20 protein-coding genes are annotated in these 24,761 nt (G+C 74.1%); 19 read left to right on the top strand and 1 reads right to left on the bottom strand.

What is annotated here, in order from left to right; genetic code table 11:
- Nucleotides 1-80: 80 nt before the first annotated feature.
- The 7 genes from ssd (at nucleotide 81) to ACFWJO_RS12830 (ending at nucleotide 4,989) form a co-directional block, all read left to right on the top strand.
- Nucleotides 81-1,124 (top strand): septum site-determining protein Ssd, encoded by a 1,044-nt coding sequence (gene ssd, locus ACFWJO_RS12860; protein WP_386864803.1) that lies wholly within the window; start codon nucleotides 81-83, stop codon nucleotides 1,122-1,124.
- Nucleotides 1,121-2,272, top strand: a complete 1,152-nt coding sequence (locus ACFWJO_RS12855) for a TadA family conjugal transfer-associated ATPase (protein WP_386864743.1) — start codon at nucleotides 1,121-1,123, stop codon at nucleotides 2,270-2,272. Before ssd ends, ACFWJO_RS12855 begins: the two co-directional genes overlap by 4 nt.
- Nucleotides 2,269-3,132, top strand: coding sequence for a type II secretion system F family protein (locus tag ACFWJO_RS12850; RefSeq protein ID WP_386864742.1), 864 nt, complete (start codon nucleotides 2,269-2,271; stop codon nucleotides 3,130-3,132). The genes ACFWJO_RS12855 and ACFWJO_RS12850 overlap by 4 nt, the downstream gene beginning before the upstream one ends.
- Nucleotides 3,133-3,146: 14 nt before the next feature.
- Nucleotides 3,147-3,893 carry a type II secretion system F family protein gene (locus tag ACFWJO_RS12845; RefSeq protein WP_386864802.1) on the top strand — a complete coding sequence of 249 codons (747 nt, stop codon included), beginning with the start codon at nucleotides 3,147-3,149 and terminating at the stop codon, nucleotides 3,891-3,893.
- Between the two features lie 178 nt (nucleotides 3,894-4,071).
- Nucleotides 4,072-4,209: a DUF4244 domain-containing protein gene (locus ACFWJO_RS12840; protein WP_361585035.1), complete on the top strand. Its 138-nt coding sequence runs from the start codon at nucleotides 4,072-4,074 to the stop codon at nucleotides 4,207-4,209.
- A gap of 10 nt (nucleotides 4,210-4,219) precedes the next feature.
- The gene (locus ACFWJO_RS12835) at nucleotides 4,220-4,552 is read left to right on the top strand and encodes a TadE family type IV pilus minor pilin (protein ID WP_386864741.1); all 333 of its coding nucleotides are present in this window, start codon (nucleotides 4,220-4,222) and stop codon (nucleotides 4,550-4,552) included.
- The gene (locus ACFWJO_RS12830; RefSeq protein WP_386864740.1) at nucleotides 4,549-4,989 is read left to right on the top strand and encodes an Rv3654c family TadE-like protein; all 441 of its coding nucleotides are present in this window, start codon (nucleotides 4,549-4,551) and stop codon (nucleotides 4,987-4,989) included. Before ACFWJO_RS12835 ends, ACFWJO_RS12830 begins: the two co-directional genes overlap by 4 nt.
- On the opposite strand, the gene ACFWJO_RS12825 is transcribed toward ACFWJO_RS12830, so the two are convergent.
- Nucleotides 4,986-7,766, bottom strand: a complete 2,781-nt coding sequence (locus ACFWJO_RS12825) for a DEAD/DEAH box helicase (RefSeq protein WP_386864739.1) — start codon at nucleotides 7,764-7,766, stop codon at nucleotides 4,986-4,988. The genes ACFWJO_RS12830 and ACFWJO_RS12825 overlap by 4 nt on opposite strands.
- A gap of 80 nt (nucleotides 7,767-7,846) precedes the next feature.
- Here ACFWJO_RS12825 and bldG point away from each other — a divergent pair, with 80 nt between their 5' ends.
- The 12 genes from bldG (at nucleotide 7,847) to tmk (ending at nucleotide 24,731) form a co-directional block, all read left to right on the top strand.
- On the top strand, nucleotides 7,847-8,200 hold the full coding sequence (bldG, locus tag ACFWJO_RS12820) for an anti-sigma factor antagonist BldG (RefSeq protein ID WP_386864738.1): 354 nt from the start codon (nucleotides 7,847-7,849) through the stop codon (nucleotides 8,198-8,200).
- 53 nt (nucleotides 8,201-8,253) lie between these two features.
- Nucleotides 8,254-8,712: an ATP-binding protein gene (locus ACFWJO_RS12815; RefSeq protein WP_386864737.1), complete on the top strand. Its 459-nt coding sequence runs from the start codon at nucleotides 8,254-8,256 to the stop codon at nucleotides 8,710-8,712.
- Between the two features lie 342 nt (nucleotides 8,713-9,054).
- The gene (locus ACFWJO_RS12810) at nucleotides 9,055-11,409 is read left to right on the top strand and encodes a sodium-translocating pyrophosphatase (RefSeq protein WP_386864736.1); all 2,355 of its coding nucleotides are present in this window, start codon (nucleotides 9,055-9,057) and stop codon (nucleotides 11,407-11,409) included.
- Nucleotides 11,410-11,598: 189 nt separating this feature from the next.
- Nucleotides 11,599-12,252: a small secreted protein gene (locus tag ACFWJO_RS12805; protein WP_386864735.1), complete on the top strand. Its 654-nt coding sequence runs from the start codon at nucleotides 11,599-11,601 to the stop codon at nucleotides 12,250-12,252.
- A gap of 279 nt (nucleotides 12,253-12,531) precedes the next feature.
- Nucleotides 12,532-14,079, top strand: a complete 1,548-nt coding sequence (locus ACFWJO_RS12800) for a methyltransferase (RefSeq protein ID WP_386864734.1) — start codon at nucleotides 12,532-12,534, stop codon at nucleotides 14,077-14,079.
- Nucleotides 14,076-15,086: an ArsR/SmtB family transcription factor gene (locus ACFWJO_RS12795; RefSeq protein ID WP_386864733.1), complete on the top strand. Its 1,011-nt coding sequence runs from the start codon at nucleotides 14,076-14,078 to the stop codon at nucleotides 15,084-15,086. Before ACFWJO_RS12800 ends, ACFWJO_RS12795 begins: the two co-directional genes overlap by 4 nt.
- A gap of 60 nt (nucleotides 15,087-15,146) precedes the next feature.
- A complete protein-coding gene (locus ACFWJO_RS12790) occupies nucleotides 15,147-16,229 on the top strand; it encodes an ATP-binding cassette domain-containing protein (RefSeq protein ID WP_386864732.1) in 1,083 nt (360 codons plus the stop codon).
- Nucleotides 16,226-17,008 (top strand): ABC transporter permease, encoded by a 783-nt coding sequence (locus ACFWJO_RS12785; RefSeq protein ID WP_386864731.1) that lies wholly within the window; start codon nucleotides 16,226-16,228, stop codon nucleotides 17,006-17,008. Before ACFWJO_RS12790 ends, ACFWJO_RS12785 begins: the two co-directional genes overlap by 4 nt.
- A gap of 10 nt (nucleotides 17,009-17,018) precedes the next feature.
- Nucleotides 17,019-17,813 (top strand): ABC transporter permease, encoded by a 795-nt coding sequence (locus tag ACFWJO_RS12780; protein ID WP_386864730.1) that lies wholly within the window; start codon nucleotides 17,019-17,021, stop codon nucleotides 17,811-17,813.
- A gap of 166 nt (nucleotides 17,814-17,979) precedes the next feature.
- Nucleotides 17,980-18,177, top strand: a complete 198-nt coding sequence (locus ACFWJO_RS12775; protein ID WP_386864729.1) for a hypothetical protein — start codon at nucleotides 17,980-17,982, stop codon at nucleotides 18,175-18,177.
- Nucleotides 18,178-18,439: 262 nt separating this feature from the next.
- Nucleotides 18,440-21,277 (top strand): type I DNA topoisomerase, encoded by a 2,838-nt coding sequence (topA, locus tag ACFWJO_RS12770; protein ID WP_386864728.1) that lies wholly within the window; start codon nucleotides 18,440-18,442, stop codon nucleotides 21,275-21,277.
- A gap of 106 nt (nucleotides 21,278-21,383) precedes the next feature.
- Nucleotides 21,384-24,731, top strand: coding sequence for a dTMP kinase (gene tmk, locus ACFWJO_RS12765; RefSeq protein ID WP_386864727.1), 3,348 nt, complete (start codon nucleotides 21,384-21,386; stop codon nucleotides 24,729-24,731).
- Nucleotides 24,732-24,761: the final 30 nt, after the last annotated feature.

The raw sequence follows: 24,761 nt of genomic DNA, 5'->3' as shown, positions 1-24,761 counted from the left end.
AGACTTCCGGAACGCCGACGCGAGGCGCGGCGACGGAGCGGGCGGTCGCGGGAGAGGGAGGCGGGCGGGCAGCCCGGCCGCTGCTCGTCACCGAGGACCTGGCACTCCTCGACGACCTGCTGCGGCTGTGCGCCGCCGCAGGCGCCGAGCCCGAGGTGCACCACACCGTGCCCGAGCGCCGCGCGGCCTGGACGGACCCGCCCCTGGTCCTTGTCGGAGACGACGCGGCGGCCCGCTGCCGCGGCGCCACGCGAAGGCCCGGAGTGCTGCTCGTGGGACGTGACCCCGACGACCCGGGCGTATGGCGGCGCGCTGTCCGGATCGGCGCGGAGGACGTGCTGACCCTGCCCGACGACGAGGGCCGTGTCGTCGACCTCATCGCCGACGCCGTCGAGGGCGTGGGGCGGCAGGCGCTGACCGTCGGCGTCATCGGCGGTCGAGGCGGCGCCGGAGCGTCCACGCTGGCCTGCGCGCTGTCGCTCGCCGCCGTCCGGGCCGGGCAGCGCACCCTCCTCGTCGACGGCGACCCGCTCGGCGGCGGACTCGACGTGCTGCTCGGCGGCGAGCGCGCCGAAGGGCGGCGGTGGCCCGACTTCGCCGCGTCGAAGGGACGGGTGGCCGGCGCGGCCCTGGAGGAGTCGCTGCCGTCGGTGCGGGGGCTGCGGGTGCTGAGCTGGGACCGGGGTGACCCGGTGCCCGTGCCGCCCGAGGCGATGCGCTCGGTCCTCGCCGCGGCCCGGCGGCGCGACGGAGTCGTCGTGGTCGACCTGCCCCGCCGGATCGACGACACCGTCACCGAGGCCCTCGCCCAGCTCGACCTCGGCCTGCTTGTCGTCCCCGGCGAGCTGCGGGCCGTCGCCGCCGCCCAGCGGATGGCCGGAGCCGTCGGCACGGTGCTGCGCGATCTGCGCGCGGTCGTACGCGGGCCCTACGCGCCCGGGCTCGACGAGCAGTGGATCGCCGACGCCCTGCGGCTGCCCCTCGCCGGCGAACTTCCCTGCGACACCGGCCTCGCGACGACCGGGGACGGCGGACCTCCGCCCGGCTCCGAGGTCCGCGGCGGCCTCGCCCGCTTCTGCTCCGCCTTCTGGGAGCGCGTTCTCGTACCGGAGCGTGCGGCATGAGCGGCACGGGACTTCTCGACGCCGTGCGCCAGCGGCTCGCGGAGAGCGGCGCCGAACCGACCCCGGCACGCGTCGCGGCGGCACTGCGGGCCCAGGGGCGGCTGCTCGGCGACGCCGAAGTGCTGGGCGCGGCGGAGGAACTGCGCTGCGAACTGATCGGCACGGGGCCGCTGGAGCCGCTGCTCGCCGACCCGAGGGTGACCGACGTCCTGGTCTCCGCGCCCGACCGGGTCTGGGTGGACCGCGGCGCCGGCCTGGAGGCGACCGGCGTGACGTTCCCCGACGCCGCGGCGGTACGGCGCCTGGCGCAGCGGCTCGCGGCGGTCGCGGGGCGCCGGCTCGACGACGCCAGGCCCTGGGTGGACGCACGGCTCCCGGACGGCACACGCATGCACGCCGTCCTGCCGCCGGTCGCCGTCGGCTCGACCTGTCTTTCGCTGCGAGTGGTGCGGCCGAGGGCGTTCTCCATGAGCGAGCTGGCCGAGGCGGGCACCGTCCCGCCGGGCGGCGAGCCGGTGCTGCGGGCACTGGTCGAGGCCCGTGTCTCCTTCCTCGTCAGCGGCGGCACGGGCTCGGGCAAGACGACTCTCCTGTCCACCCTGCTCGGCCTGGTCGGTCCGCGCGAGCGGATCGTCGTCGCCGAGGACTCGGCCGAACTGCGCCCCGACCACCCGCACGTCGTGCGACTGGAGGCTCGACCGCCCAACCAGGAGGGCGCGGGGCTCGTCACCCTGCGGGACCTGGTGCGGCAGGCGCTGCGGATGCGGCCTGACCGGCTCGTGGTCGGCGAGGTCCGCGGCCCGGAGGCGGTCGACCTGCTCGCAGCCCTCAACACGGGCCACGAAGGAGGCTGCGGCACGGTCCACGCCAACACGGCCGCGGACGTGCCCGCCCGGCTCGAGGCGCTGGGCACGGCCGCCGGGCTCGACCGTGCCGCCCTGCACAGCCAGTTGGGCGCCGGGCTCTCGGCGGTGCTGCACGTGGTGCGGGACCGATCCGGACTCCGGCGGATCGCCGAGGTGCACGTCCTCGAACGCGACCCGCAGGGCCTGGTGGTGACGGTTCCCGCCCTGAGCTGGGCACCGGGCGGCTTCCGGCGGCAGCGGGGCTGGGAGCGACTGCGGTCGCTGACCGGAGGCGGACGATGACGACGACGGGCGCGGCGGCGCTGTGCGCGGTTCTCGCGCTGTGGTGGACGGCTCGTCAGGAGCGGGCGGCCCGCAGGGACCGCGCGGTCCTCGCGGCGCCGGGAGGACCGGTGGAGAGCTGGACCTGGACCTGGGCCGCGGCGCCCGCGGTCGCCGCGGGGTGGTGGAGCGGGCTGCGCGGCCGGCCGGAGTGGTTGTGCCTGCCGGTGGCGGCGCTGGTCGCCCTGCTCGGCTCCTCACCGCTGCCGCTGCTCGCGGGGGCGGTCGGGGTTCCGCTGACCGGACGCCGGCTCCGGGCGGCGAGGGCGCTACGGGAGCGGAAGGCACGCGCCGACCGGGTCGTCGCCCTGTGCGGGACGGTCGCGGGAGAGCTGAGAGCCGGCTGGCAGCCCGCCCAGGCACTGGCGTTCGCCGCGCGCACCACGGGCGCGCTCGGCGGCCAGGAGGCGGCGGTTCTCGCAGCGGCCCGCTTCGGCGGGGACGTGCCGGAGGCGCTGCGCCGGGCGGCCCGCGATGAGGGTGCCGAGGGCCTGGCCGGGATGGCCGCCTGCTGGCAGGTCGCCGTGGACGGAGGTGCGGGCCTCGCCGCCGGCCTCGACCGGCTGGAGGCCGCGCTGCGGGCCCACCAGGACCAGCGGGAGCGGCTGCGGGCCCAACTGGCCGGGGCCTGGGCAACGGTGGCCGTCCTCGCCGTCCTGCCCGTCGCCGGACTCGGCCTCGGCGCCGCACTCGGTGCCCGCCCGCTGTGGGTGCTGCTCCACACGCCCGCGGGTCTCGCCTGTCTTGCCGTCGGCGGTGCCCTGGAGGCGGCGGGGTTGTGGTGGGCGGCCCGGATCGTGCGGGGAGGCGAGCGGTCGTGACAGCCGTCCTCACCATGCTGTGTGCCCTCGCGGCGGCGGCTCTGGCCCTGGCCGGCCGACGCCGAGACCGGCGGGCCCGCGCCCGGACGGCGGCCCTGCTGGGAGTGGGGAAGCCGCCAAGGAAGTCGGCGGATAACAGACGGAGACCGGTTCTTCCGGCTCGGGTACGGGCCTGGGGTGTGCCGTGTGCGGCGGGCCTCGCCGGGTTCGCGCTGATCGGCGGCCTTCCCGGGTTCCTGGTCGGAGTCGGCGTGGCCTGGGCGCTGTGGCGGTGGCGAGCACAGCGGCCGCACGCAGAGCACGAGGAACGGGACGAGGAGACGGCACGTCAGCTTCCCCTTGCTGCAGACCTTTTGGCGGCGTGCGCCTCAGCTGGGGCGCCGCCCGGGGAGTCGGCGGACGCGGTGGGCCGGTCGCTTGGCGGCCCGGTGGGCGAGCGGCTCGTCCGCGCCGCTGCCGAGCTGAGGCTCGGCGGCGAACCGGCCGATGTGTGGCGGAGGTTCGGCGAGATACCCGGTGCGGAAGGGCTGGCCCGCTGTCTGGAACGCGCGGCCTCTTCCGGGGCGCCCGCGGCCGATGCCGTGGCACGCCAGGCGGAGGCACTGCGCGCGGCCCGCGCCCGAACGGCGGCAACCCGGGCACAGCGCGCCGAGGTGCTGATCACCGCGCCGGTGGGGCTGTGCTTCCTGCCCGCGTTCCTGGCGGTCGGGGTGGCTCCGGTGGTGATCGGCCTGGCGAGCGGACTGCTCGGAGGCCGGTGAGAACGAAGTGGACGAGAGATCACGAGGAGGTACGGAAATGAAGCTCAGCGAGTCCAGGGAGTGCAGGAAGCACAGGGAGTCCAGGAAGTGCAGGAAATGCGAGAAAGGCGGGGGCTCGGGGAGCCGGCTGCTCGGATGGTGGCGGGACCGGACGGCGGCGGCACGCCGCGACACGGGCATGAGCACGACGGAGTACGCGATGGGCACGATCGCCGCCGCGGCCTTCGCGGCCGTGCTCTACAAGGTGCTCACCAGCGGCACGGTGAGCAAGGCGCTGGAATCGGTGATCGGGAAGGCTCTCGATGCGCCGTTCTGACCGGGGATCGGTGACCGCGGAGACGGCGGTCGCGCTGCCCGCCCTCGTCCTCTTCACCGCGGCCCTGCTCTGGGGACTGGCCGCAGCCGCCGCACAGATCCAGTGCGTCGACGCGGCCAGGGCCGGGGCACGGGCGGTCGCCCGCTCCGAGCCCGTCCCGGCCGCCGAGGCAGCGGCCCGGGCCGCGGCTCCCGAGGGCGCGAACGTCACGGTGGTACGGGAGGGCGAGCTCTGGCGGGTGGACGTCGAGGCGACCGCACCGGGGCCTGGTGGACTCGGGCTGACGTTGCGGGCCGGGGCGGCGGCGCTCGCCGAGGACACGGTAGGGGAGGCGATCCCATGAGGAGCGCCCGCCGGACCCGTCAGGCCGACAGGGGTGCGGCCACGGTGTGGACCGCGTTCGCGGCCTGCGCGCTCTGCGTCGTCTTCGGCGCGGTGCTGGCCCTCGGCCAGGCCGTCGCGGCCCGTCACCGCGCGGGCGCGGCCGCCGACCTGGCGGCCCTGGCCGCTGCCGGCCGCACGTTGTGGGGCGAGCAGGACGCCTGCGCGGCCGCGGCCCGCGTCGCGGCGGCGCAGGGCGCCACCCTGGTCCACTGCCACGTCCGCGATGACATCGCCGACGTCACCGCGCGCGTGGCGCACCCTCCATGGCATCCGCAGTCCCGCGCCCGCGCGGGCCCGCCTGCCCGCCCACCGGCCGGAAGCGCCTCTCCGGTCGTCCCTGCCCCTCCGGCCGTCCCTGCCCCTCCGACCGGCCCTGACCCGCCGGGAACGCCTTAGCTGCCGCTCGCCCGCCGGGGCCGGCCGGGCTCGTCCGTGGTCTCGGAAGAGGCGGCCTCCGCAGATGCGGTGTCCCCAGACGTGGCGGCCGCAGACGCCTCGGCCGCAGACGCCTCGGCCGCAGACGCCTCGGACGGAGACGCCTCGGACGAAGACGCGCCGGCGGCAGACGCGCCGCCTGCGGCCCCACCGTCCCGGGCCCCACCGTCTCCGGACCCGTTGCCCCGGGCCCCACCGTCTCCGGACCCGTTGCCCCGGCCCCCACCGTCCCCGGACCCGCTGCCCCGGGCCCCACCGTCCCCCGACAGGTTCTCCTGCGCCGCGGACTCCTCGGGGGCGCCTCGCAGGAGTTCCGTGAGGAGGCGGACGGCGCCGCGTTTGTGGAGGGGGTCGTTGCCGTTGCCGCATTTGGGGGACTGGATGCAGGAGGGGCAGCCGGCGTCGCACTCGCAGGAGGCGATGGCCTCGCGGGTGGCGGTGAGCCAGGCGCGGGCGGTTTGGAAGGCGCGTTCGGCGAAGCCGGCGCCGCCGGGGTGGCCGTCGTACACGAAGACGGTCGGGAGCAGGGTGTCGGGGTGGAGCGGGACGGAGACGCCGCCGATGTCCCAGCGGTCGCAGGTGGCGAAGAGCGGCAGCATGCCGATGGAGGCGTGTTCGGCGGCGTGCAGGGCGCCGCCGAGGATCTCCGGGTTGATCCGGGCGGCGTCGAGCTGGTCCTCGGTGACCGTCCACCACACGGCCCGGGTGCGCAGGGTGCGGGGCGGCAGGTCGAGCTTGGTCTCGCCGAGCACCTCGCCGGTGATCAGACGGCGGCGGAGGAAGGAGACGACCTGGTTGGTGACCTCGACGGAGCCGTAGCAGAGGCGGCCGGCTCCCCAGGGGATCTCGGTGTCGGTGGACAGGACGGAGATGGAGGTGGTGTCGCGGGCGGTGGTCGAGTAGGGCGGGTTCGCCTCCTCGACGAGGGCCACGGAGTCCTTCAGGTCCAGCTCGCGGACCAGATAGGTGCGGCCCTGGTGGAGGTGGACGGCGCCCTCGTGGACGGCGGCGTGGGAGGCGGCCTCGTCGACCGTGCCGAGCAGCCGGCCCGTGCCGGCCTCGACGATCCGTACGGGGCTGCCGCCGCCGCCCCGGATGTCGGCGAGGTCGGCGGCGCGCTCGCGGCGGGTCCAGTACCAGCCGGTGGAGCGGCGGCGCAGCAGGCCGGCGGACTCCAGCTGGGGCAGCAGCTCGGGTACGGCCGGGCCGAAGAGCGCCAGGTCGGACTCGGTCAGCGGCAGCTCGGCTGCGGCGGCGCACAGATGGGGGGCGAGGACGTAGGGGTTGTCGGGGTCGAGGACGGTCGACTCGACGGGCTGCTGGAAGATCGCCTCGGGGTGGTGGACCAGGAAGGTGTCCAGCGGGTCGTCGCGGGCGACGAGGACCGCGAGCGCGCCCTCGCCGGAGCGCCCGGCGCGGCCGGCCTGCTGCCACAGGGAGGCGCGGGTCCCCGGGTAGCCGGCGATCACGACGGCGTCCAGGCCGGAGACGTCCACGCCGAGCTCCAGGGCGGTCGTTGCGGCCAGGCCGAGGAGTTCGCCGGAGTGCAGGGCCCGCTCCAGGGCGCGCCGCTCCTCGGGCAGGTAGCCGCCCCGGTAGGCGGCGACCCGGCGGGCGAGGGTGCGGTCGACCTCGGCGAGGCGTTCCTGGGCGATCACCGAGATCAGTTCGGCGCCGCGCCGGGAGCGGACGAAGGCGACCGAGCGGACGCCCTGCACGGTGAGGTCGGTCAGCAGGTCGGCGGTCTCGGCGGTGGCGGTGCGGCGGACCGGGGCTCCCTGCTCGCCGTGGAGCTCGGTCAGCGGCGGCTCCCACAGGGCGAAGACCAGTTCGCCGCGCGGGGAGGCGTCGTCGGAGACCTCGGTGACCGGCAGCCCGGTGAGCCGGCCCGCGGCGCGGGCGGGGTCCGCGGAGGTGGCCGAGGCCAGCAGGAACACCGGCTCGGAGCCGTAACGGGCGCAGACGCGGCGCAGCCGGCGCAGCACCTGGGCGACGTGGGAGCCGAAGACGCCCCGGTAGGTGTGGCACTCGTCGACGACGACGTAGCGGAGGGAGCGCAGGAACGAGGACCAGCGGGGATGGGACGGGAGTATGCCCCGGTGGAGCATGTCGGGGTTGGTGAGGACGTAGTTCGCGTACTGGCGGACCCACTCGCGCTCCTCGACCGGCGTGTCGCCGTCGTAGACGGCGGGGCGGATCCGGTTGCCGAGCGGGGCGGCGAGTTCGCGTACGGCGCGCCGCTGGTCGGCGGCGAGGGCCTTGGTCGGGGCGAGGTACAGGGCGGTGGCGCCGCGACCGTTCGCGGCCTCGCTGCCGTCAAGGAGAGTGGAGAGGACGGGGGTGAGATAGGCGAGCGACTTGCCCGAGGCCGTTCCGGTGGCGATCACCACGGAGGTGCCGTCCAGGGCGTGCTCGGCGGCTTCCGCCTGGTGGGCCCAGGGGTGCTCGATCCCGGCCTTCTCGACTGCCGCGATCACTTCCGCCCGGATGCGGTGCGGCCAGACGGCATGGCGACCCGCACGGGCGGGCAGATGCTCCGTATGAGTGATGCGCGCGGCCCGGCTCTCGCCTCGCGAAAGCCGGTCGAGGACCTCGCCGGGAGAGGGGCGGCTGCCCGTGTCTCCGGCGGGTCGGCTGGGGCGGTGATTCTCTGCCATCGGCACCGAGTGTGTCACCGGCGTGACGGACAATGCTCCCAAGGCGTCGTGCATGGCTGCCGGTAAGTGATTGAATGCCATCGCGGCCGGCGATCCGTCCCGTGGCTCCGCCCGGGAGACCCCGAGGGACGGCCGCTCGATAGCTAGGTGCTGGAGGACCCGTGGACCTGTCTCTGTCGACTCGCACTGTGCCCGGCCCCAACGGCGACCGTACGGTCGTCGAGGTCGGTGGCGAGATTGATGTGTATACCGCGCCCAAGCTGCGCGAGCAGTTGGTCGAGTTGGTGAACGACGGCAGCTACCACCTGGTTGTCGACATGGAAGGCGTGGACTTCCTCGACTCGACCGGCCTCGGCGTGCTGGTGGGCGGTCTGAAGCGCGTGCGCGCGCACGAGGGATCGCTGCGACTGGTGTGCAACCAGGAGCGCATTCTCAAGATCTTCCGGATCACCGGCCTCACCAAGGTGTTCCCGATCCACACGTCGGTGGAAGAGGCCGTCAACGCCGCTGACTGAGGCCACGCGCAGCCGTCGCCCCGTTCAGCAGCCGAGAATCGCAGGGGGATCACATGGCCACCGTTGAACTCCTCTTCAGTGCCCAGCCCGAGCACGTCCGCACGGCCCGCCTGGTGGCCGCCGCGGTGGCGCGCCGGGCCGGGGTCGACGACGCGGTCCTCGACGAGGTCCGGCTCGCCGTCGGCGAGGCCTGTTCCCGCGCGGTCGGTCTGCACCGCAGCAACGGCGTCACCACTCCCGTCCGGGTCGTGCTGACCGAGGAGGAGAAGACCTTCTCCATCGAGGTCGGCGACGAGGTGCCGGGCGCGGGTGTGGCGGCCGCCGACGCCGTCGGGGTGCCCGGCGCGCGCGAAGCGGCTCCGGCCGAGGACTTCGACGATGCCGGTGGTGAGGACGAGATGGGTCTCGCGGTGATCCGTGGGCTCGTCGACGACGTGGAGGTGAGCGCCGGCGAGGACGGCGGCACCATCAGGATGAGCTGGCCCGCCAACCCGGACGCCGCGCTCGGCTGACCCCGGGACCGGCGCGAGGCCCCGGGTAGGACGTGGGGCCGGCGGAGGCCGCAGGGCTTGCGGAGGCCCGCGTCGGCACGAAGGTGCCGGGCGGCGGTTGCGTCGTGGCGCGCCCGTAGGGTGCGGCATCCGAGAACATCAGAACGTGAGAAGAGGCCCTGCCCCGCAGGGCCTCTTTTCATTCCCCGGTGCCGAAATCGGCCACGAATGCTTTGGGCCCATTACCGCATTCGGCCGCACTTGTGAGGTATTCGGGAATTACCATTGCGGCGCCCTGTTTTGATCAGGTTTCCCTCCTTACAATCCGCCTTGTCTTGACCCCTCGACGTCAAGGAGGACGGAATGGCGGGTCTAGCAGCCGCGGTGCTCACCGAGGAGAACCGCGTGATCGTGATCGTCGTCGCGGCCGTCGCGCTCGCGGCGCTGGTCGTGGCACAGCTCCTCGTACGACAGGTCCTCGCGGCGGGCGAGGGCACGGAGACGATGCGGAAGATCGCGGCCGCCGTGCAGGAAGGCGCGAACGCCTATCTCGCCCGGCAGCTGCGCACCCTCGGCGTCTTCGCCGTCGTCGTGTTCTTCCTGCTGTTCCTGCTGCCGGCCGACAACTGGTCGCAGCGGGCCGGACGCTCGCTGTTCTTCCTGGTGGGCGCGCTTTTCTCGGCGGTCACCGGATATGTGGGAATGCGGCTCGCCGTACGCGCGAACGTACGGGTGGCCGCGGCGGCGCGGGAGGCCACCCCGGCCCAGGGCGAACCGGAGAAGGACCTGACCTCGGTCTCCCACAGGGCGATGAAGATCGCCTTCCGCACCGGCGGAGTGGTGGGCATGTTCACCGTGGGACTCGGCCTGCTCGGCGCGTCCTGCGTGGTCCTCGTCTACGCCGCCGACGCGCCGAAGGTGCTGGAGGGATTCGGGCTCGGCGCCGCTCTCATCGCCATGTTCATGAGGGTCGGCGGCGGCATCTTCACCAAGGCCGCCGACGTCGGCGCCGACCTCGTCGGCAAGGTCGAGCAGGGCATCCCCGAGGACGACCCGCGCAACGCCGCCACCATCGCCGACAACGTGGGCGACAACGTCGGCGACTGCGCCGGCATGGCCGCCGACCTCTTCGAGTCCTACGCCGTGACGCTCGTCGCCGCGCTGATCCTCGGCAAGGCCGCCTTCGGCGACCTCGGCCTCGCCTTCCCGCTGATGGTGCCGGCGATCGGCGTGGTCACCGCGATGATCGGCATCTTCGCGGTGGCTCCGCGGCGCGCCGACCGCAGCGGGATGACCGCCATCAACCGCGGCTTCTTCCTGTCCGCGGTGATCTCGCTCGCGCTCGTCGCCGTCGTCGTCTTCACCTACCTTCCGTCCTCCTACGCCGAACTCGAGGGCGTCACCGAGCCCGGCATCCCCGCCCACGACGGCGACCCGCGTGTGCTCGCCCTGGTCGCCGTCGCCATCGGCATCGTGCTCGCCGCGCTGATCCAGCAGCTCACCGGCTACTTCACCGAGACCGGCCGGCGCCCGGTCCGCGACATCGGCAAGTCCTCGCTGACCGGCCCCGCCACCGTCGTCCTCGCCGGCATCTCCATCGGCCTGGAGTCGGCCGTCTACACGGCGCTGCTGATCGGCCTCGCCGTCTACGGGGCCTTCCTGCTCGGCGGCGCGTCGATCATGCTCGCGCTGTTCGCGGTCGCCCTCGCCGGCACCGGGCTGCTCACCACCGTCGGCGTGATCGTCGCCATGGACACCTTCGGCCCGGTCTCCGACAACGCCCAGGGCATCGCCGAGATGTCGGGCGACGTCCAGGGCGCCGGCGCGCAGGTGCTGACCGACCTCGACGCCGTCGGCAACACCACGAAGGCGATCACCAAGGGCATCGCGATCGCCACCGCCGTCCTCGCGGCGTCGGCGCTGTTCGGCTCCTACCGGGACGCCATCGCGACCGCCGTCGCCGACGTCGGGGCGAAGGCGAGCGAGACGAACCTCTCCATGGACATCTCCCAGCCCAACAACCTCTTCGGCATGGTGCTCGGCGCCGCCGTCGTGTTCCTGTTCTCCGGGCTCGCGATCAACGCCGTGTCCCGGTCGGCCGGGGCCGTGGTGTACGAGGTGCGGCGGCAGTTCCGCGAGCATCCCGGGATCATGGACTACACCGAGAAGCCCGAGTACGGGCGGGTCGTCGACATCTGCACGAAGGACGCCCTGCGTGAGCTCGCGACGCCCGGTCTGCTGGCCGTGATGGCCCCGATCGCGGTCGGCTTCACCCTCGGCGTCGGCGCGCTCGGCGCGTATCTCGCCGGTGCCATCGGCACGGGCGCGCTGATGGCCGTGTTCCTCGCCAACTCCGGCGGCGCCTGGGACAACGCGAAGAAGCTGGTCGAGGACGGCCACCACGGCGGCAAGGGCAGCGACGCGCACGCCGCCACGGTCATCGGGGACACCGTCGGCGATCCCTTCAAGGACACCGCTGGACCGGCGATCAACCCGCTCCTGAAGGTGATGAACCTGGTGGCGCTGCTGATCGCCCCCGCCGTCGTGCAGTTCGCCTACGGGGCCGACGCCAACCCCTGGCTGCGGGCGCTGGTCGCCCTGCTCGCGTTCCTCGTCATCGTCGCGGCGGTACGGGTCTCCAAGCGGCGGTCCGTGGCCGTCGGGGACGGCTCGGCGGAGCGGGACGGTTCCTCGAAGGACGCCGCCGTCACTCCTTAAGGGGACGTCGGGCGAAGCTTGATGATGAGCCGTCAAAGAAGGGGGGGCGGCACGTTCTGACGTGACGTCCGCCCCTGTCTGCTTGGTTCAAACGGCTGCAATATCGGATGAATCGGTCGCACGATCGGTGGATGGCGTCCGTGCGGCGTGTATGTTCCGGGGCCGAGAGCCTTGGAAGGGACCGATCCGGTGAACAAGAAGCTTGCGGCCGCACTGTCCGGCGGCGCGGTACTGGTGCTCGTGCTGTCTGGTTGCAGCGACGACGAGGGCGACAAGGTCAACGACTGGGCCAAGACGTTCTGCGACCAGGCGCAGCCGCAGATCCAGAAGCGGGCCAACGCCAACCAGCTGATCATCTCCACGGCCGCCGACAGCAAGCCGGAGGCGATCAAGGCGGCCGACTCGAAGGCCTTCCAGGACATCGCCGCCGCCGACCGGGCCCTCGCCAAGGCCGTCGAGAGCTCCGGGGCGCCGCCGGTCGAGAACGGCGAGAAGGTCCAGCAGGACGCCATCAAGGAGCTCAACGCCACGGCCGTGGCCTACGACGGACTGAAGAAGCAGGTCGACGCGCTCGACACGTCGAACCAGCAGAAGTTCGCCGACGGCCTGAAGGTCGTCTCGGACAACCTGGCGAAGATCCAGAACATGGACCAGGACGCGGTCGCCAAGCTCCAGGCCGGCGAACTCGGCCAGGCCATGGCCAAGCAGCCGGGCTGCCAGACGCCCAAGGCGTCGGTGCCGCCGAGCGCCTCCCCGAAGGCCGGCGCCCCGGCGACCGGCTCCACCGCGCCTTCGGCCAAGCCGTCCGCGAAGCCCTCGGCCTCGGCCAAGAGCGAGGAGTAGGCGCCCGAGGCGCTGCCGCCACGGCGCGCGAGGCCCGTCCGGCGTTCCGCCGGCCGGGCCTCGCCGCAGTCCGGCCCCCGGCCCCCGGCCCTGGGCCCTGCCCCCGGCCCGGCCCTGCCGTGCCTGGCGGCCTGCCCGCTCGGCCCGGCCTGTTCGGCCCGACCCGCCCGCCCGCCCCGCCCGTCCGGTCTGCCGATCGCGTCCCGTCCCGCCCCTCCGGCCCCGCGGAGGCGGGCGCGGTGACGTCGGTGGCTGCCGTTGTCGGTGGCGGCCGTCACAATGGGGCACGTGAGTACGACCAGCACGACCCCCAGCCTTCCGGTGCCCACGCACGCCGCCCGACTGCGCGAGGCCCTGCTCGCCGCCGACTTCACCGCCGACGGTCTGCTCGACCTGCTCGGCGCCCAGGCCTACGCCGCCCTCGCGCGCAGCGAGACCGTGCCCGCGCTGCGGGCCACCCGCGGGGACTCCCCGCTGGAGACCCTCGTCCGCCTCTTCCTGCTCCAGCGCGCCGTCGAGCAGGAGCGGGCCGCCGCCGCGCTGCCCCTGGAGGACGCGCTCGCCGACGGCTGGCTGGTCCGCGAGGACGACACCGTGTACGCCACGGTCGACGTCCGGCCGTACGGCGGACCGGACGGCGAGGACTGGTTCATCGTCTCCGACCTCGGCTGCGCCGTCGGCGGCGCCGGCGGCATCGGGAAGAAGGACGAAGGAGTCGTCCTCGGGGTCGGCGGGGCGTCCACCACCCTCGCCGGCATCACCGTCCGCACCCCGGTGGCCACCGCGCTGGACCTCGGCACCGGCTCCGGCATCCAGGCGCTGCACGCCGCGCAGCACGCCACCCTGGTCACCGCCACCGACCTCAACCCGCGCGCCCTCGACTTCACCCGGCTCACCCTCGCCCTCTCCGGGGCCCGCGGCGCCGAGCTGCTGCAGGGCTCCCTGTTCGAGCCCGTCGACGGCGACACGTACGACCTGATCGTCTCCAACCCGCCGTTCGTGATCTCCCCCGGCGCCGGGCTGACCTACCGGGACGGCGGCATGGGCGGCGACAACCTGTGCCGCACCCTGGTGCAGCAGGCCGGGGACCGGCTCAACGACGGCGGCTACGCCCAGTTCCTCGCCAACTGGCAGCACGTCGAGGGCGAGGAGTGGCAGGACCGGCTCCGCTCCTGGGTGCCGGCCGGCTGCGACGCCTGGATCGTGCAGCGCGAGGTCCAGGACATCACCCAGTACACCGAGCTGTGGCTGCGCGACAGCGGCGAGCACCGCGGCGACCCGGCCGAGTACCGGCTGGCGTACGGGCGCTGGCTCGACGAGTTCGAGGCGAGCAAGACCAAGGCCATCGGCTTCGGCTGGATCACCCTCCGGAAGAACGCGGCCGTCGCCTCGGGCCGGGTGGAGCCCTCGATCGTCATCGAGGAGTGGCCGCATCCCGTCGAGCAGCCGCTCGGCGACACCGTCCGGGCCCACTTCGAGCGTCAGGACTACCTGCGCGGCCACGACGACGCGGCGCTGCTCGCCGGCAGTTTCGTCCTCGCGCCCGAGGTCGTGCAGGAGCAGGTCGGCCTGCCCGGCGCGGAGGACCCGGAGCACGTCCTGCTGCGGCAGAACCGGGGCATGCGCCGCGCCACCCGCGTCGACCACGTCGCCGCCGGGTTCGCGGGCGTGTGCGACGGCACCCTCAGCGCCGGCCGGATCCTCGACGCCATCGGCCAGCTCACCGGCGAGGACCCGGTGCTGCTGCGGGACCGCACGCCGCAGGCCATCCGGCTCCTGGTCGAGGAGGGCTTCCTGCTGCCCGCGACGGGAGAGGAGCCCGCTTGATACGGATCGAGCTCGACGAGGCCGCGCTCGGCGCGACCCGGATCGCGATGAGCCCGCTGCGGGACGCGTTCTGCGCCCTCCACCTGCAACTCCCGCAGCGCAACCCCTCCTGGCCGTACCAGGAGTGGGTCGGGCGCGCGCGGGAGGTGTGGCGCGAGGACGACCGGCTTCGGCCGCTGTGGGACCTGTTCGCCGAAGGGCGGTACGAGGTCTCCGACTTCCTGATGCCCCGGCCGGTCGGCACCGCCGACGTGTACGAGGAGCTGGACCTGCTGCGGTCCACCGACCCGGCGTTCGTCCGCGCCCAGGCCGCCGTCTGCTACCCCGGCATGGCCGAAGCGCCCTTCCTGCGCCCGTATCTGACGGATCCGCAGGCCGCCTGCGCGGCGCTCGCCGACGCGTACGCCGCCTGGTGGGAGGAGGCCATCGCGCCGTACTGGCCGGTCATGCGCCGGCTGGTGGAGGACGAAGTCCTCGTCCGGGCCAGGACCTTCGCCACCGAGGGCGTCGACGCGCTGTTCGGAGGGCTGGAGAGCCGAGGCCGCTGGGAGCGGCCCGTGCTCGAACTGACCAAGTACCTCGACGCGGAGTACGCGGCGGGGGAGCGGCGGCTCGTGCTGGTGCCGCTGGTCTTCGCCGAGGGCTGCCGGCTCTACTCGACCGACGACCCCGAGGTGCTGACCGTCTCCTTCCAGGCCAGGGGCGCCGGAGTGCTGCGGGAGCGGCAGGCCGGGCCCGCCGACGGCGGCGACCGGCTCGGACTGCTCCTCGGCCGGGGCCGGGCCGCCGTGCTCAGGGAGCTGGACGGGCCGCTGACCACGCACGGCCTCGCGGACCGCCTCGGCCTCGCGCCCAGCACCGTCTCCGAGCACCTGTCGCTGCTCACCGGCGCGGGTGTGGTCACCCGCCACCGGGTGGGACGCTCGGTCTACTACCAGCTGACGGACACCGGGCGTTCGCTGCTCGCGCTGCTCGCCGGCGAAGGGGTGCTGACCGAGGCCGCCTGACGATTCGGGGGTTCCCGAATCGTTCGCCCGGCTGCCGGCCGCGCTCCTACCGTCCGGCGCATGCTTGCGATCGAGGCGGACGCGCTGCGCCGCACCTACACCAGCCGGACCGGATGGCTCCGGCCGCGCCGTACCGAGACCGAGGCCGTGCGCGGTGTCACGTTCGACGTGGCGCCCGGGGAGCTGTTCGGGCTCCTCGGGCCGAACGGCGCCGGGAAGACCACCACCATCAAGATGCTCAACACCTTGCTCCTGCCGACCTCCGGCACGGCCCGGGTGTTCGGGCACGACGTGGCCCGCGAGCCCGTGGCCGTACGGCGGCGGATCGGGTACGTCTTCGGCGGTGACCGAGGCCTGTACGAGCGGCTCAGCGCGCTCGACAACCTGCGCTACTTCGCCGAGCTGTACGGGGTCGAGGCCCGCGACCAGAAGCGGCGGATCGCCGGACTCCTCGACCTGGTCGGTCTCGCGGGCCGCGAGCGGGAGCGCGTCGAGGGCTACTCGCGAGGCATGCGGCAGCGGCTGCACATCGCCCGCGGGCTGCTGCACCGGCCCGACGTGCTGTTCCTCGACGAGCCGTCCATCGGCGTCGACCCCGTCGCCGCCCGCGACCTGCGCCGCACCGTCGCCGGCCTCGCGGCCGCCGGCACCACCGTGCTGCTCACCACGCACTACATGGCCGAGGCCGACGAACTGTGCGACCGCGTCGCCGTCATCGCGGGCGGCCGGATCCGGGCCCTCGGCACGCCCGAGAGCCTGAAGTCCCGGGTCGGGGACCGGGACGTCCTGGAGTTCGAGGTGTACGGCGTCGACGAGGAGCTGCTCGGCCGGGTCCGCCGGATCCCGGGCGTACGCGGCGCCGCCGTCGAGGAGCGCGGGACGGCGCAGGCCCTGACCGTGCAGAGCGACCGCGGCGCCGAACCGCACGCGCGGGTCCTTGCGGCGCTCGACGGCGTGCGCGTCGGACGGGTCGTCAGCCGCGAACCCTCCCTGGAGGACGCCTACATCGCGATCGTGGAGGACGCGGTCCGACGCGAGCCCACGGACGCCGCGGAGGCGGAGGCGGAGACCCGGGCGGAGTCCCAGGCGGAGTCCCAGGCGGAGTCTCCGTCCGAGTCGTCGGCGCCGGAGGTGGCCGCGTGATCCGCGCCCCACGGCTGCTGCGGCTCGTCGTCGTCGGCGTGCGCACGCACGTCTCGTACATGTCGCGCTCGCCGATCGAGATCACCTTCGCGGTGCTCGTCCCGCTCGTCTACGCCACCCTCGCCGTCTACCTGTTCCGCGCCGCCGGCGACCCCGACCGGCTCCTCACCGCCTCCGTCGGCGCCGGACTCATGGGCATCTGGGGCTCGGTGCTCTTCGGCTCGGGCGGTGCCGTGCAGAACCAGCGCTGGCTCGGCACCCTGGAGACCCTGGTCGCCGCGCCGACCCCGCTCGCTCTCGTCCTGCTGCCGATCACCCTCGCGACCGCCGTCATCGGCACGTACGCGATGGGTGCGACCGTGCTGTGGGGCGTGGTCCTCTTCGGAGTGCCGCTGGACTTCGCGCATCCGCTGCTGTTCCTGCTCGCCGTGCCGGTCTGCGTGCTGGCCCTCGGCATGACGGGGCTGCTGCTGGCCGCGACCTTCGTCCTGCTGCGCAACGCCAACGCCCTGGTCAACCCGCTCGACACGCCCGTCTGGCTGCTGTCCGGGCTGCTCGTACCGGTCACGGTGCTGCCCTCCTGGACGCACCCGCTCTCCTGGGCGCTGCCCACCACCTGGGGCGCGCGGGCCGTGCACGCGGCGACCTCCGGCGGTGACGTGCTCACGCCGCTGCTCGCCGCCGTGGCGCTCGGCACCGGCTACGCCCTGGCCGCCGTCCTCGTCCTCGGCCGGGTGGAGCGCCGGGCGCGCGCCGCCGCGACCCTCGCCCTCGTCTGAAAGGCCCGCCGTGCTGTTCCGCTTCCTCTCCTCCGCGCGGCTCGTCGTCGTCGGCGGGGCCCTCTCGTACCGCGCCCTGTTCAACTGGACGACGCCGCCCATGTTCATCGGAACTCTGCTGGTCGGCCCGCTCCTTCAGGTTTTCTTCTTCGTCTTCCTCGGGCGGGAACTCGGAGTCGCCGACGACCGTTTCCACCTTGTCGGCAACGCCGTGCTCGCAGCTTCCGCCTCCTGCGTGTACGGCGGCACGATGGCCGTCGCCAACGAGCGCCGGTACGGCACCCTCGGGGCCGTCCTGCTCTCACCCCGGCACCGGGTCCCGCTGTGGGCGGGTCGCGCTCTGCCGTACGTCCTCAACGGGCTGCTCGTCAGCGCGTTCGTGCTCGCCGCCGCCACGGCCGTGCTCGGGCTGCCCGTACCGGCGGAGGCGCTGCCCGGACTCGGCCTGGTCCTGCTCGCCGGAGCCGCGGCCTGCTCGGCGTTCGGGCTCGTGCTCGGAGCGTTCGGGCTGCGCTTCCGCGACGTGTTCCTGGTGTCGAACGTGGCGAGCTCGGCACTGCTCCTCCTGACGGGCGCCGCCGTGCCCCGGGACACCCTGCCCGGCTGGATGCGCACCACCGGGGAGCTGCTGCCGCTGACCCACGCGGCCGACGCGGCGCGCCGGCTCACCGCGGGCGGCGGTCTCGACGGCCGGCTGCTCGGGACCGAGCTGCTGGTCGGTTCCGGCTACGCGGTCGTCGCCGTCGCGCTGCTCGCCGTCTTCGAGCGGGGCAGCCGGCGCCGCGCCACGCTCGATGTGATGTGAGTGACGTGACGAAAGAAGAGAGGAGGAGGGGGGACTACCGGCCATCCTCGTGAAACCGTTCGGGACCGATCGCGCCGTTCACCGGGAATTCGCCCTGATGACGCCGGAAGGTGCCAGCCTCGGCTCCGGGGCCGAAAAGCCATGGGCGAGGGAACGGGGTACGGGCATGGAGAGCGGGCCGGCGATCTTCGCGGGGACGGCGTTCGCGCTGTTCGGAGCCGCGCTGCTGCTCTGGACGGGCGTGCGCGTGCGCTACGGCGAGCCCGTCGCGCTCGGCGTCGCGCCGCGGACGGCCGCGGTGCTCACGACCCTCTTCGGGGCCGGCTTCCTCCTCCTCGGGATCTGGTGCTTCGGGCGGCTGTGACGCGAGCCCGGCCGGATGGCCCGCCCGGTCCGTCCGGGAGTCCGGGCGGCAGGAAGGGCAGGAGTCGGGTTACCGTTCGAGTGGCCGTTGCGGGCTTTTGCCGTTTGACACGGGGGCGGGTTGTACCGTCACACTCCGCAGCGACGACAGCGTCACCGTCCGTGTCGCTGCCGTGCGTGCCAGCGCAGCCCGTACGCAGTGCGTCGTACGGTCGCAGTACGCAGTACGTGCCAGAGAGCGTCGACCGGAGAGAAGAGCGAAGTTGTCCCCGACCAGCGAGACCGCACAGGGCGGCCGCCGACTCGTCATCGTCGAGTCGCCTGCCAAGGCGAAGACGATCAAGGGCTACCTCGGCCCCGGCTACGTCGTCGAGGCGAGCGTCGGGCACATCCGCGACCTCCCGAGCGGCGCCGCCGAGGTGCCCGAGAAGTACACCGGCGAGGTGCGCCGTCTCGGCGTCGACGTCGATCATGACTTCGCGCCCATCTACGTCGTCAACGCCGACAAGAAGGCCCAGGTCAGGAAGCTCAAGGAGCTGCTCGCCGAGTCCGACGAGCTCTTCCTCGCCACCGATGAGGACCGCGAGGGCGAGGCCATCGCGTGGCACCTCCAGGAGGTCCTGAAGCCCAAGGTCCCGGTCCACCGGATGGTCTTCCACGAGATCACCAAGGACGCGATCCAGCAGGCCGTCGCCAACCCCCGCGAGCTGAACAAGCGGATGGTCGACGCCCAGGAGACCCGCCGCATCCTCGACCGGCTCTACGGCTACGAGGTCTCGCCGGTCCTCTGGAAGAAGGTCATGCGCGGCCTGTCCGCCGGCCGCGTCCAGTCCGTCGCCACCCGGCTCGTCGTCGAGCGCGAGCGCGAGCGCATCGCCTTCCGCTCCGCCGAGTACTGGGACCTCACCGGCACCTTCGCCACCGGCCGTGCCGGCGACCCGTCCGACCCGTCGTCCCTGGTCGCGCGGCTCGCGACGGTCGACGGCAAGCGGGTCGCGCAGGGCCGCGACTTCGGCGCCGACGGGCAGCTGAAGACCGCGAACGTGCTCCACCTCGACGAGGAGAAGGCCCGCGCGCTCGCCGCCTCCCTCGCCGACACGCGCTTCTCCGTCCGCTCGGTCGAGTCGAAGCCGTACCGCCGCTCCCCGTACGCGCCGTTCCGCACCACCACCCTCCAGCAGGAGGCCAGCCGCAAGCTCGGCTTCGGTGCCAAGGCGACCATGCAGGTGGCGCAGAAGCTGTACGAGAACGGCTTCATCACCTACATGCGTACGGACTCCACCGTGCTGTCCGACACCGCCGTCTCCGCGGCCCGCGCCCAGGTCACCCAGCTCTACGGCGCCGACTACCTGCCGGAGAAGCCCCGCGTCTACGCGGGCAAGGTCAAGAACGCCCAGGAGGCGCACGAGGCGATCCGGCCTTCGGGTGATCGTTTCCGCACCCCGGCGGAGACCGGTCTGACCGGCGACCAGTTCCGGCTCTACGAGCTGATCTGGAAGCGGACCGTCGCCTCCCAGATGAAGGACGCGACCGGCAACTCGGTCACCGTGAGGATCGGCGGCACCGCCGCGGACGGCCGCGACGCCGAGTTCACGGCCTCCGGCAAGACGATCACCTTCCACGGCTTCATGAAGGCCTACGTCGAGGGCGCCGACGACCCGAACGCGGAGCTCGACGACCGCGAGCGGCGCCTGCCGCAGGTCGCCGAGGGCGACGCGCTCGCCGCCGAGGAGATCACCGCCGACGGCCACGCGACCAAGCCCCCGGCCCGCTACACCGAGGCCAGCCTGGTCAAGGAGCTCGAAGAGCGCGAGATCGGCCGCCCGTCGACGTACGCCTCGATCATCGGCACCATCCTCGACCGCGGCTACGTCTTCAAGAAGGGCACGGCCCTCGTGCCGTCCTTCCTGTCCTTCGCCGTCGTCAACCTCCTGGAGAAGCACTTCGGGCGGCTCGTCGACTACGACTTCACCGCCAGGATGGAGGACGACCTCGACCGCATCGCGCGCGGCGAGGCCCAGGCGGTGCCGTGGCTGAAGCGTTTCTACTTCGGCGAGGGCGGCGGCGAGGGTTCCGGCGCGGCCGACGCCGGCAACGGCGACGGCGACCACCTCGGCGGCCTCAAGGAGCTCGTCACCGACCTCGGCGCCATCGACGCCCGGGAGATCTCCTCCTTCCCCGTCGGCGAGGGCATCGTGCTGCGCGTCGGCCGCTACGGCCCGTACGTCGAGCGCGGCGAGAAGGACCAGGAAGGCCACCAGCGCGCCGACGTGCCCGGTGACCTGGCGCCCGACGAGCTGACCGTCGCCTACGCCGAGGAGCTGCTCGCCAAGCCGAGCGGCGACTTCGAGCTGGGCACCGACCCGGTCAGCGGCAACGTGATCGTCGCCAAGGACGGCCGCTACGGCCCGTACGTGACGGAGATCCTGCCCGAGGACACCCCGAAGACCGGCAAGAACGCGGTCAAGCCGCGTACCGCCTCGCTCTTCAAGTCGATGTCGGTCGACACGGTGACCCTCGAGGAGGCGCTCAAGCTGATGTCGCTGCCGCGCGTCGTCGGCACCGACGCCGAGGGCGTCGAGATCACCGCGCAGAACGGCCGCTACGGCCCGTACCTGAAGAAGGGCACGGACTCGCGCTCCCTGACGGACGAGGAGCAGCTGTTCACGATCACGCTGGAGGAGGCGCTGGCGATCTACGCCCAGCCCAAGCAGCGTGGCCGGGCCGCCGCCAAGCCCCCGCTGAAGGAGCTCGGCACCGACCCCGTCAGCGAGAGGCCCGTGGTCGTCAAGGACGGCCGCTTCGGCCCGTACGTGACCGACGGCGAGACCAACGCGACCCTGCGCACCGGCGACAGCGTGGAGACGATCACGCCCGAGCGCGGCTACGAGCTGCTCGCCGAGAAGCGGGCCAAGGGCCCCGCGAAGAAGACGGCCAAGAAGGCGCCCGCGAAGAAGACCGCCGCCAAGAAGACGGCGGCCAAGAAGACGACGGCGGCCAAGACGACGGCGGCGAAGAAGACCACCGCCGCCAAGAAGACCACGACGGCGAAGAAGACCACCGCCGCTGCCAAGAAGACGGCGGCCGCGAAGCCGGAGTGACGCTCGCGACACCGCGGGGAGGGCAGGGGCCACGGCGCCTGCCCTCCCCGCTTCTTTGTTCGGGCGAAGGCCACGGGGAGCAAGGCCGTCCGGATAGGGTGGACGGATGACGCGAGCAGAGCAGCCAGACACCGACGCCGCACTCGTCGCCGATTCCCGGGAGCGTGCCGTACGGGCCCTCTTGCGCCATCAGCCCCTGCGGAGGCTGTGGAGCGCCCAGTTCGTCGGCGGCACGGGCGACGCCCTCGCCCTCCTCGTCCTCGTCCTGCTCGGCCGCCAGGCCTCCGTCGTCAGCGGCGCGCTCGGCGGCGGTTACCGGGGCGCCGCGCTCGCCGTCGCTGCCGTCATCGGCGTACGGATGCTCGCGGCGGTCCTCTTCGGCGCCGTCCTGCTCGGCCCGCTCACCGCGCTGACCGCGGCCGGCGGCCCGCTCGACCGCCGCTGGACCATGATCGGCGCCGACGCCGTACGGCTCGCGCTGCTCGTCGTCGCCCCGCTGTGGATCGACTGGACCCCCGACAGCGCGCTCTGGTTCCTGCTCGGCACCGTCTTCGTCGCCGGCGCCGCCGAACGCCTGTGGACGATCGCCAAGGAGGGCGCGGCGCCCGCGCTGCTGCCCGCCCCGCCGATCGAGGGCGAGGCCGTCCGGCCGCTGCCCGACCACCTCGGCGCGCTGCGCACGCTCAGCCTGCGCACCGGATTCCTGGCGGTGCCCGCGGCCGCCGCCGTCCTGCTGCTCGCGACGCTGGTGGGCAACCTGCTCGGCAGCGGCATCGACTGGTTCGGCGAGCACCAGGCCGCCCTCGGCTCGTACGTCGCCGCCGGCCTGTTCTCGGCGTCCGTCTCCGTCCTGTGGTTCGTCGAGCTGCCCGGCAGCCACACCCCGCGCCCCCGCTCGCCCCTGGAGGGCCTGCGCCGTCCGTCGAGCGGCGGCCAGGGCCCCGAGAAGGGCCGCACCGGCGCGCTCGGACTGATCGTGCTCGCCTCCGCCACCGTCGCCGGCGCCATCGCCGCCGCGGCGGCCGTCGCCGTGCTCCACGCGTACGACCTGGGCGGCGGGCCCGTCACGTACGCGCTGCTGATCCTCGCGCTCAGCGGCGCCACCGCCGTCGGCATCCGCACCGCCGGATCCGTCCTCACCGTGCTCTCGCGGCGCCGGCTGCTCGCGCTCGCGGTCGCCGTCACCGGCATCGCGCTGCTCGCGATGGGCCTGGTGCCCGACACCGCGACCGTGCTCGCGCTCGCCGTCCTCGCCGGCTACGCCGCCGGAGTCGCCGCCCGCACCGGGCACAGCCTCGCCGACCAGGAGACCGAGGAGGCCCGCAGGCCCCGGGTCACCGCGCACCTCCAGGCCGTCGCCCGCGTCGGCATGGGCGTGGGCGCGCTCGGCGCGCCGCTGCTCGCCGCCGCGATCGGCCCGCACCGGCTCGCCTCCGGCAGCTTCGTCTTCGCCCACGGCGGCGCCGCCTTCACCCTGATGCTGGTCGGCGCCCTGCTGCTGCCGGTCGCCGCGCTCGTCCTCGCCAGGACCGACGACCGGTCCGGCGTCCCGCTCCGCCGCGACCTGCGCGACGCGCTGCGCGGCGCCGACCCGGCCCAGGCGCCCGCGCCGACCGGCTTCTTCATCGCCCTGGAGGGCGGCGACGGCGCCGGCAAGTCCACCCAGGTCGAAGCGCTCGCCGAGTGGATCCGCGCCAAGGGCCACGAGGTCGTCGTCACCCGCGAGCCCGGCGCCACGCCGATCGGCAAGCGGCTCCGCTCGATCCTGCTCGACGTGTCGTCGGCGGGCCTCTCGAACCGCGCCGAGGCGCTCCTGTACGCGGCCGACCGCGCCGAGCACGTCGACTCGCTGGTCCGGCCCGCCCTGGAGCGCGGCGCGGTGGTGATCTCCGACCGGTACATCGACTCGTCCGTCGCCTACCAGGGCGCCGGCCGCGACCTCTCCCCGACCGAGATCGCCCGCATCAACCGCTGGGCGACCGGCGGGCTCGTCCCGCACCTGACCGTGCTCCTCGACGTCTCCCCGGAGACCGCCCGCGAGCGCTTCACCGAGGCGCCCGACCGGCTCGAGTCCGAGCCGCCCGAGTTCCACGCGCGCGTGCGGGCCGGTTTCCTCGCCCTCGCCGCCGGCGACCCCGGCCGCTACCTCGTCGTCGACGCCGGCCAGGAGCCGGCCGCCGTCACCACCGTCGTACGCCACCGGCTCGACCGGATGCTGCCGCTCTCCGCCGCCGAGGTGAAGGCCCAGGAGGAGGCGCGGAAGAAGGCCGAGGAGGAGGCCCGGCGCAAGGCCGAGGAAGAGGCCGCCCGCAAGGCCGAGGAGGAGCGCCTGGAGCGCGAGCGCCAGGAGCAGCTCGCCAAGCTGCGCGCCGAGGAGGAGGCGCGGCGCAAGGCTGAGGAGGAAGAGGCCCGGCGCCTGGAGGCCGAGCGGCAGGCCGAGGAGGCCCGCCGGCGCGCCGAGGAGGCCCGGATCGCGGCCGAGGAGGAGCGCAGGCGGCGCGAGGCCGAGGAGAAGGCCCGCCGCGAGGAGGAGGAACGGCGCCGCAAGCAGGCCGAGGAGGAGGCCCGCCTGCGGGCCGAGGCCGAGGAGCGCCTCAAGGAGAAGCAGCGCAAGGCCGAGGAGGCCCTGCTCCGCGCCGAGGAAGCCCGCCGGCTCGCGGAGGCCGCGGCGGCGAAGGCGGCGGAGGAGGTCGCGGCGCGCAAGGCGGCCGAGGAGGCTGCCGCTCGCGAGGCGGCCGAGGAGAAGGCGGCGGCCGAACGGGCGGCTGCGGAGAAGGCCGCAGCTGAGCGTGCGGCGGCCGAGAGGGCCGCGGCGGAAAAGGCTGCCGCTGAGCGGGCCGCCGCCGGGAAGGCGGAAGCCGAGCGCCAGGCGGAGGCCGAGCGTCGGGCGGAGGCCGCGCGCCGGGCCGCCGCCGAGGCGAAGGCCCTGGAGGAGTCGGCGAACGAGATCACGGTCGCGACGCCGATCGTGAAGCCGGACCCGCGGTCGGGCGATCTGGGGTCGGGCGACCGGCGGTCGGGCGATCCGCGGTCGGGTGTGCAGCCCGCCCCGGAGCCGGACGACGCGCCGACCGTGTCGCCGAACGAGATCACCGTCCCGACCCCGGTCGTCCGGCTCGATGAGGAGACCACGGTCATCCCGCGGATCCGGGAGACCGGACCACGCGAGGTCGACGAGACGGCCGTGCTGCCGGCCGTACGGAACGGCGCCCCGGCCGACCGGGTGCCGCAGGGCTTCTTCCGCGACGAGCGGGACGAGCACGCCGAGCCGGGCGAGCCGGCGGGGGCGAACGACCGCACCCGTGAGCTGCCCCAGCTCGACGAGCAGGGCCGGCCCCGGCGCCGCTCCGACTGGGCCGAGGAGACTCCGCTCGACGACCTGCCGACCCTCGCGGACGAACTGCTCGGCTCCTTCGGCGACGACGACGAGGACGGCCGCGGCCGCCGCCGCTGAGAGCCTGCTGTCAGCGGGGTGCCCCACAAT

The organism is Streptomyces sp. NPDC127092 (assembly GCF_042722475.1).
Lineage (GTDB): Bacteria > Actinomycetota > Actinomycetes > Streptomycetales > Streptomycetaceae > Streptomyces.
This window is presented reverse-complemented; position numbering and strand designations above follow the sequence as displayed.

Coding starts and splice junctions, on each gene's coding strand:
- ACFWJO_RS12800 (WP_386864734.1), top strand. CDS start 12,532: ATGGGGCACGTGAGTACGACCAGCACGACCCCCAGCCTTCCGGTGCCC.
- ACFWJO_RS12830 (WP_386864740.1), top strand. CDS start 4,549: ATGAGGAGCGCCCGCCGGACCCGTCAGGCCGACAGGGGTGCGGCCACG.
- ACFWJO_RS12825 (WP_386864739.1), bottom strand. CDS start 7,766: ATGGCATTCAATCACTTACCGGCAGCCATGCACGACGCCTTGGGAGCA.
- ACFWJO_RS12815 (WP_386864737.1), top strand. CDS start 8,254: ATGGCCACCGTTGAACTCCTCTTCAGTGCCCAGCCCGAGCACGTCCGC.
- ACFWJO_RS12840 (WP_361585035.1), top strand. CDS start 4,072: ATGAGCACGACGGAGTACGCGATGGGCACGATCGCCGCCGCGGCCTTC.
- ACFWJO_RS12850 (WP_386864742.1), top strand. CDS start 2,269: ATGACGACGACGGGCGCGGCGGCGCTGTGCGCGGTTCTCGCGCTGTGG.
- ACFWJO_RS12810 (WP_386864736.1), top strand. CDS start 9,055: ATGGCGGGTCTAGCAGCCGCGGTGCTCACCGAGGAGAACCGCGTGATC.
- ACFWJO_RS12775 (WP_386864729.1), top strand. CDS start 17,980: ATGGAGAGCGGGCCGGCGATCTTCGCGGGGACGGCGTTCGCGCTGTTC.
- ACFWJO_RS12845 (WP_386864802.1), top strand. CDS start 3,147: ATGCTGTGTGCCCTCGCGGCGGCGGCTCTGGCCCTGGCCGGCCGACGC.
- ACFWJO_RS12855 (WP_386864743.1), top strand. CDS start 1,121: ATGAGCGGCACGGGACTTCTCGACGCCGTGCGCCAGCGGCTCGCGGAG.
- tmk (WP_386864727.1), top strand. CDS start 21,384: ATGACGCGAGCAGAGCAGCCAGACACCGACGCCGCACTCGTCGCCGAT.
- ACFWJO_RS12790 (WP_386864732.1), top strand. CDS start 15,147: ATGCTTGCGATCGAGGCGGACGCGCTGCGCCGCACCTACACCAGCCGG.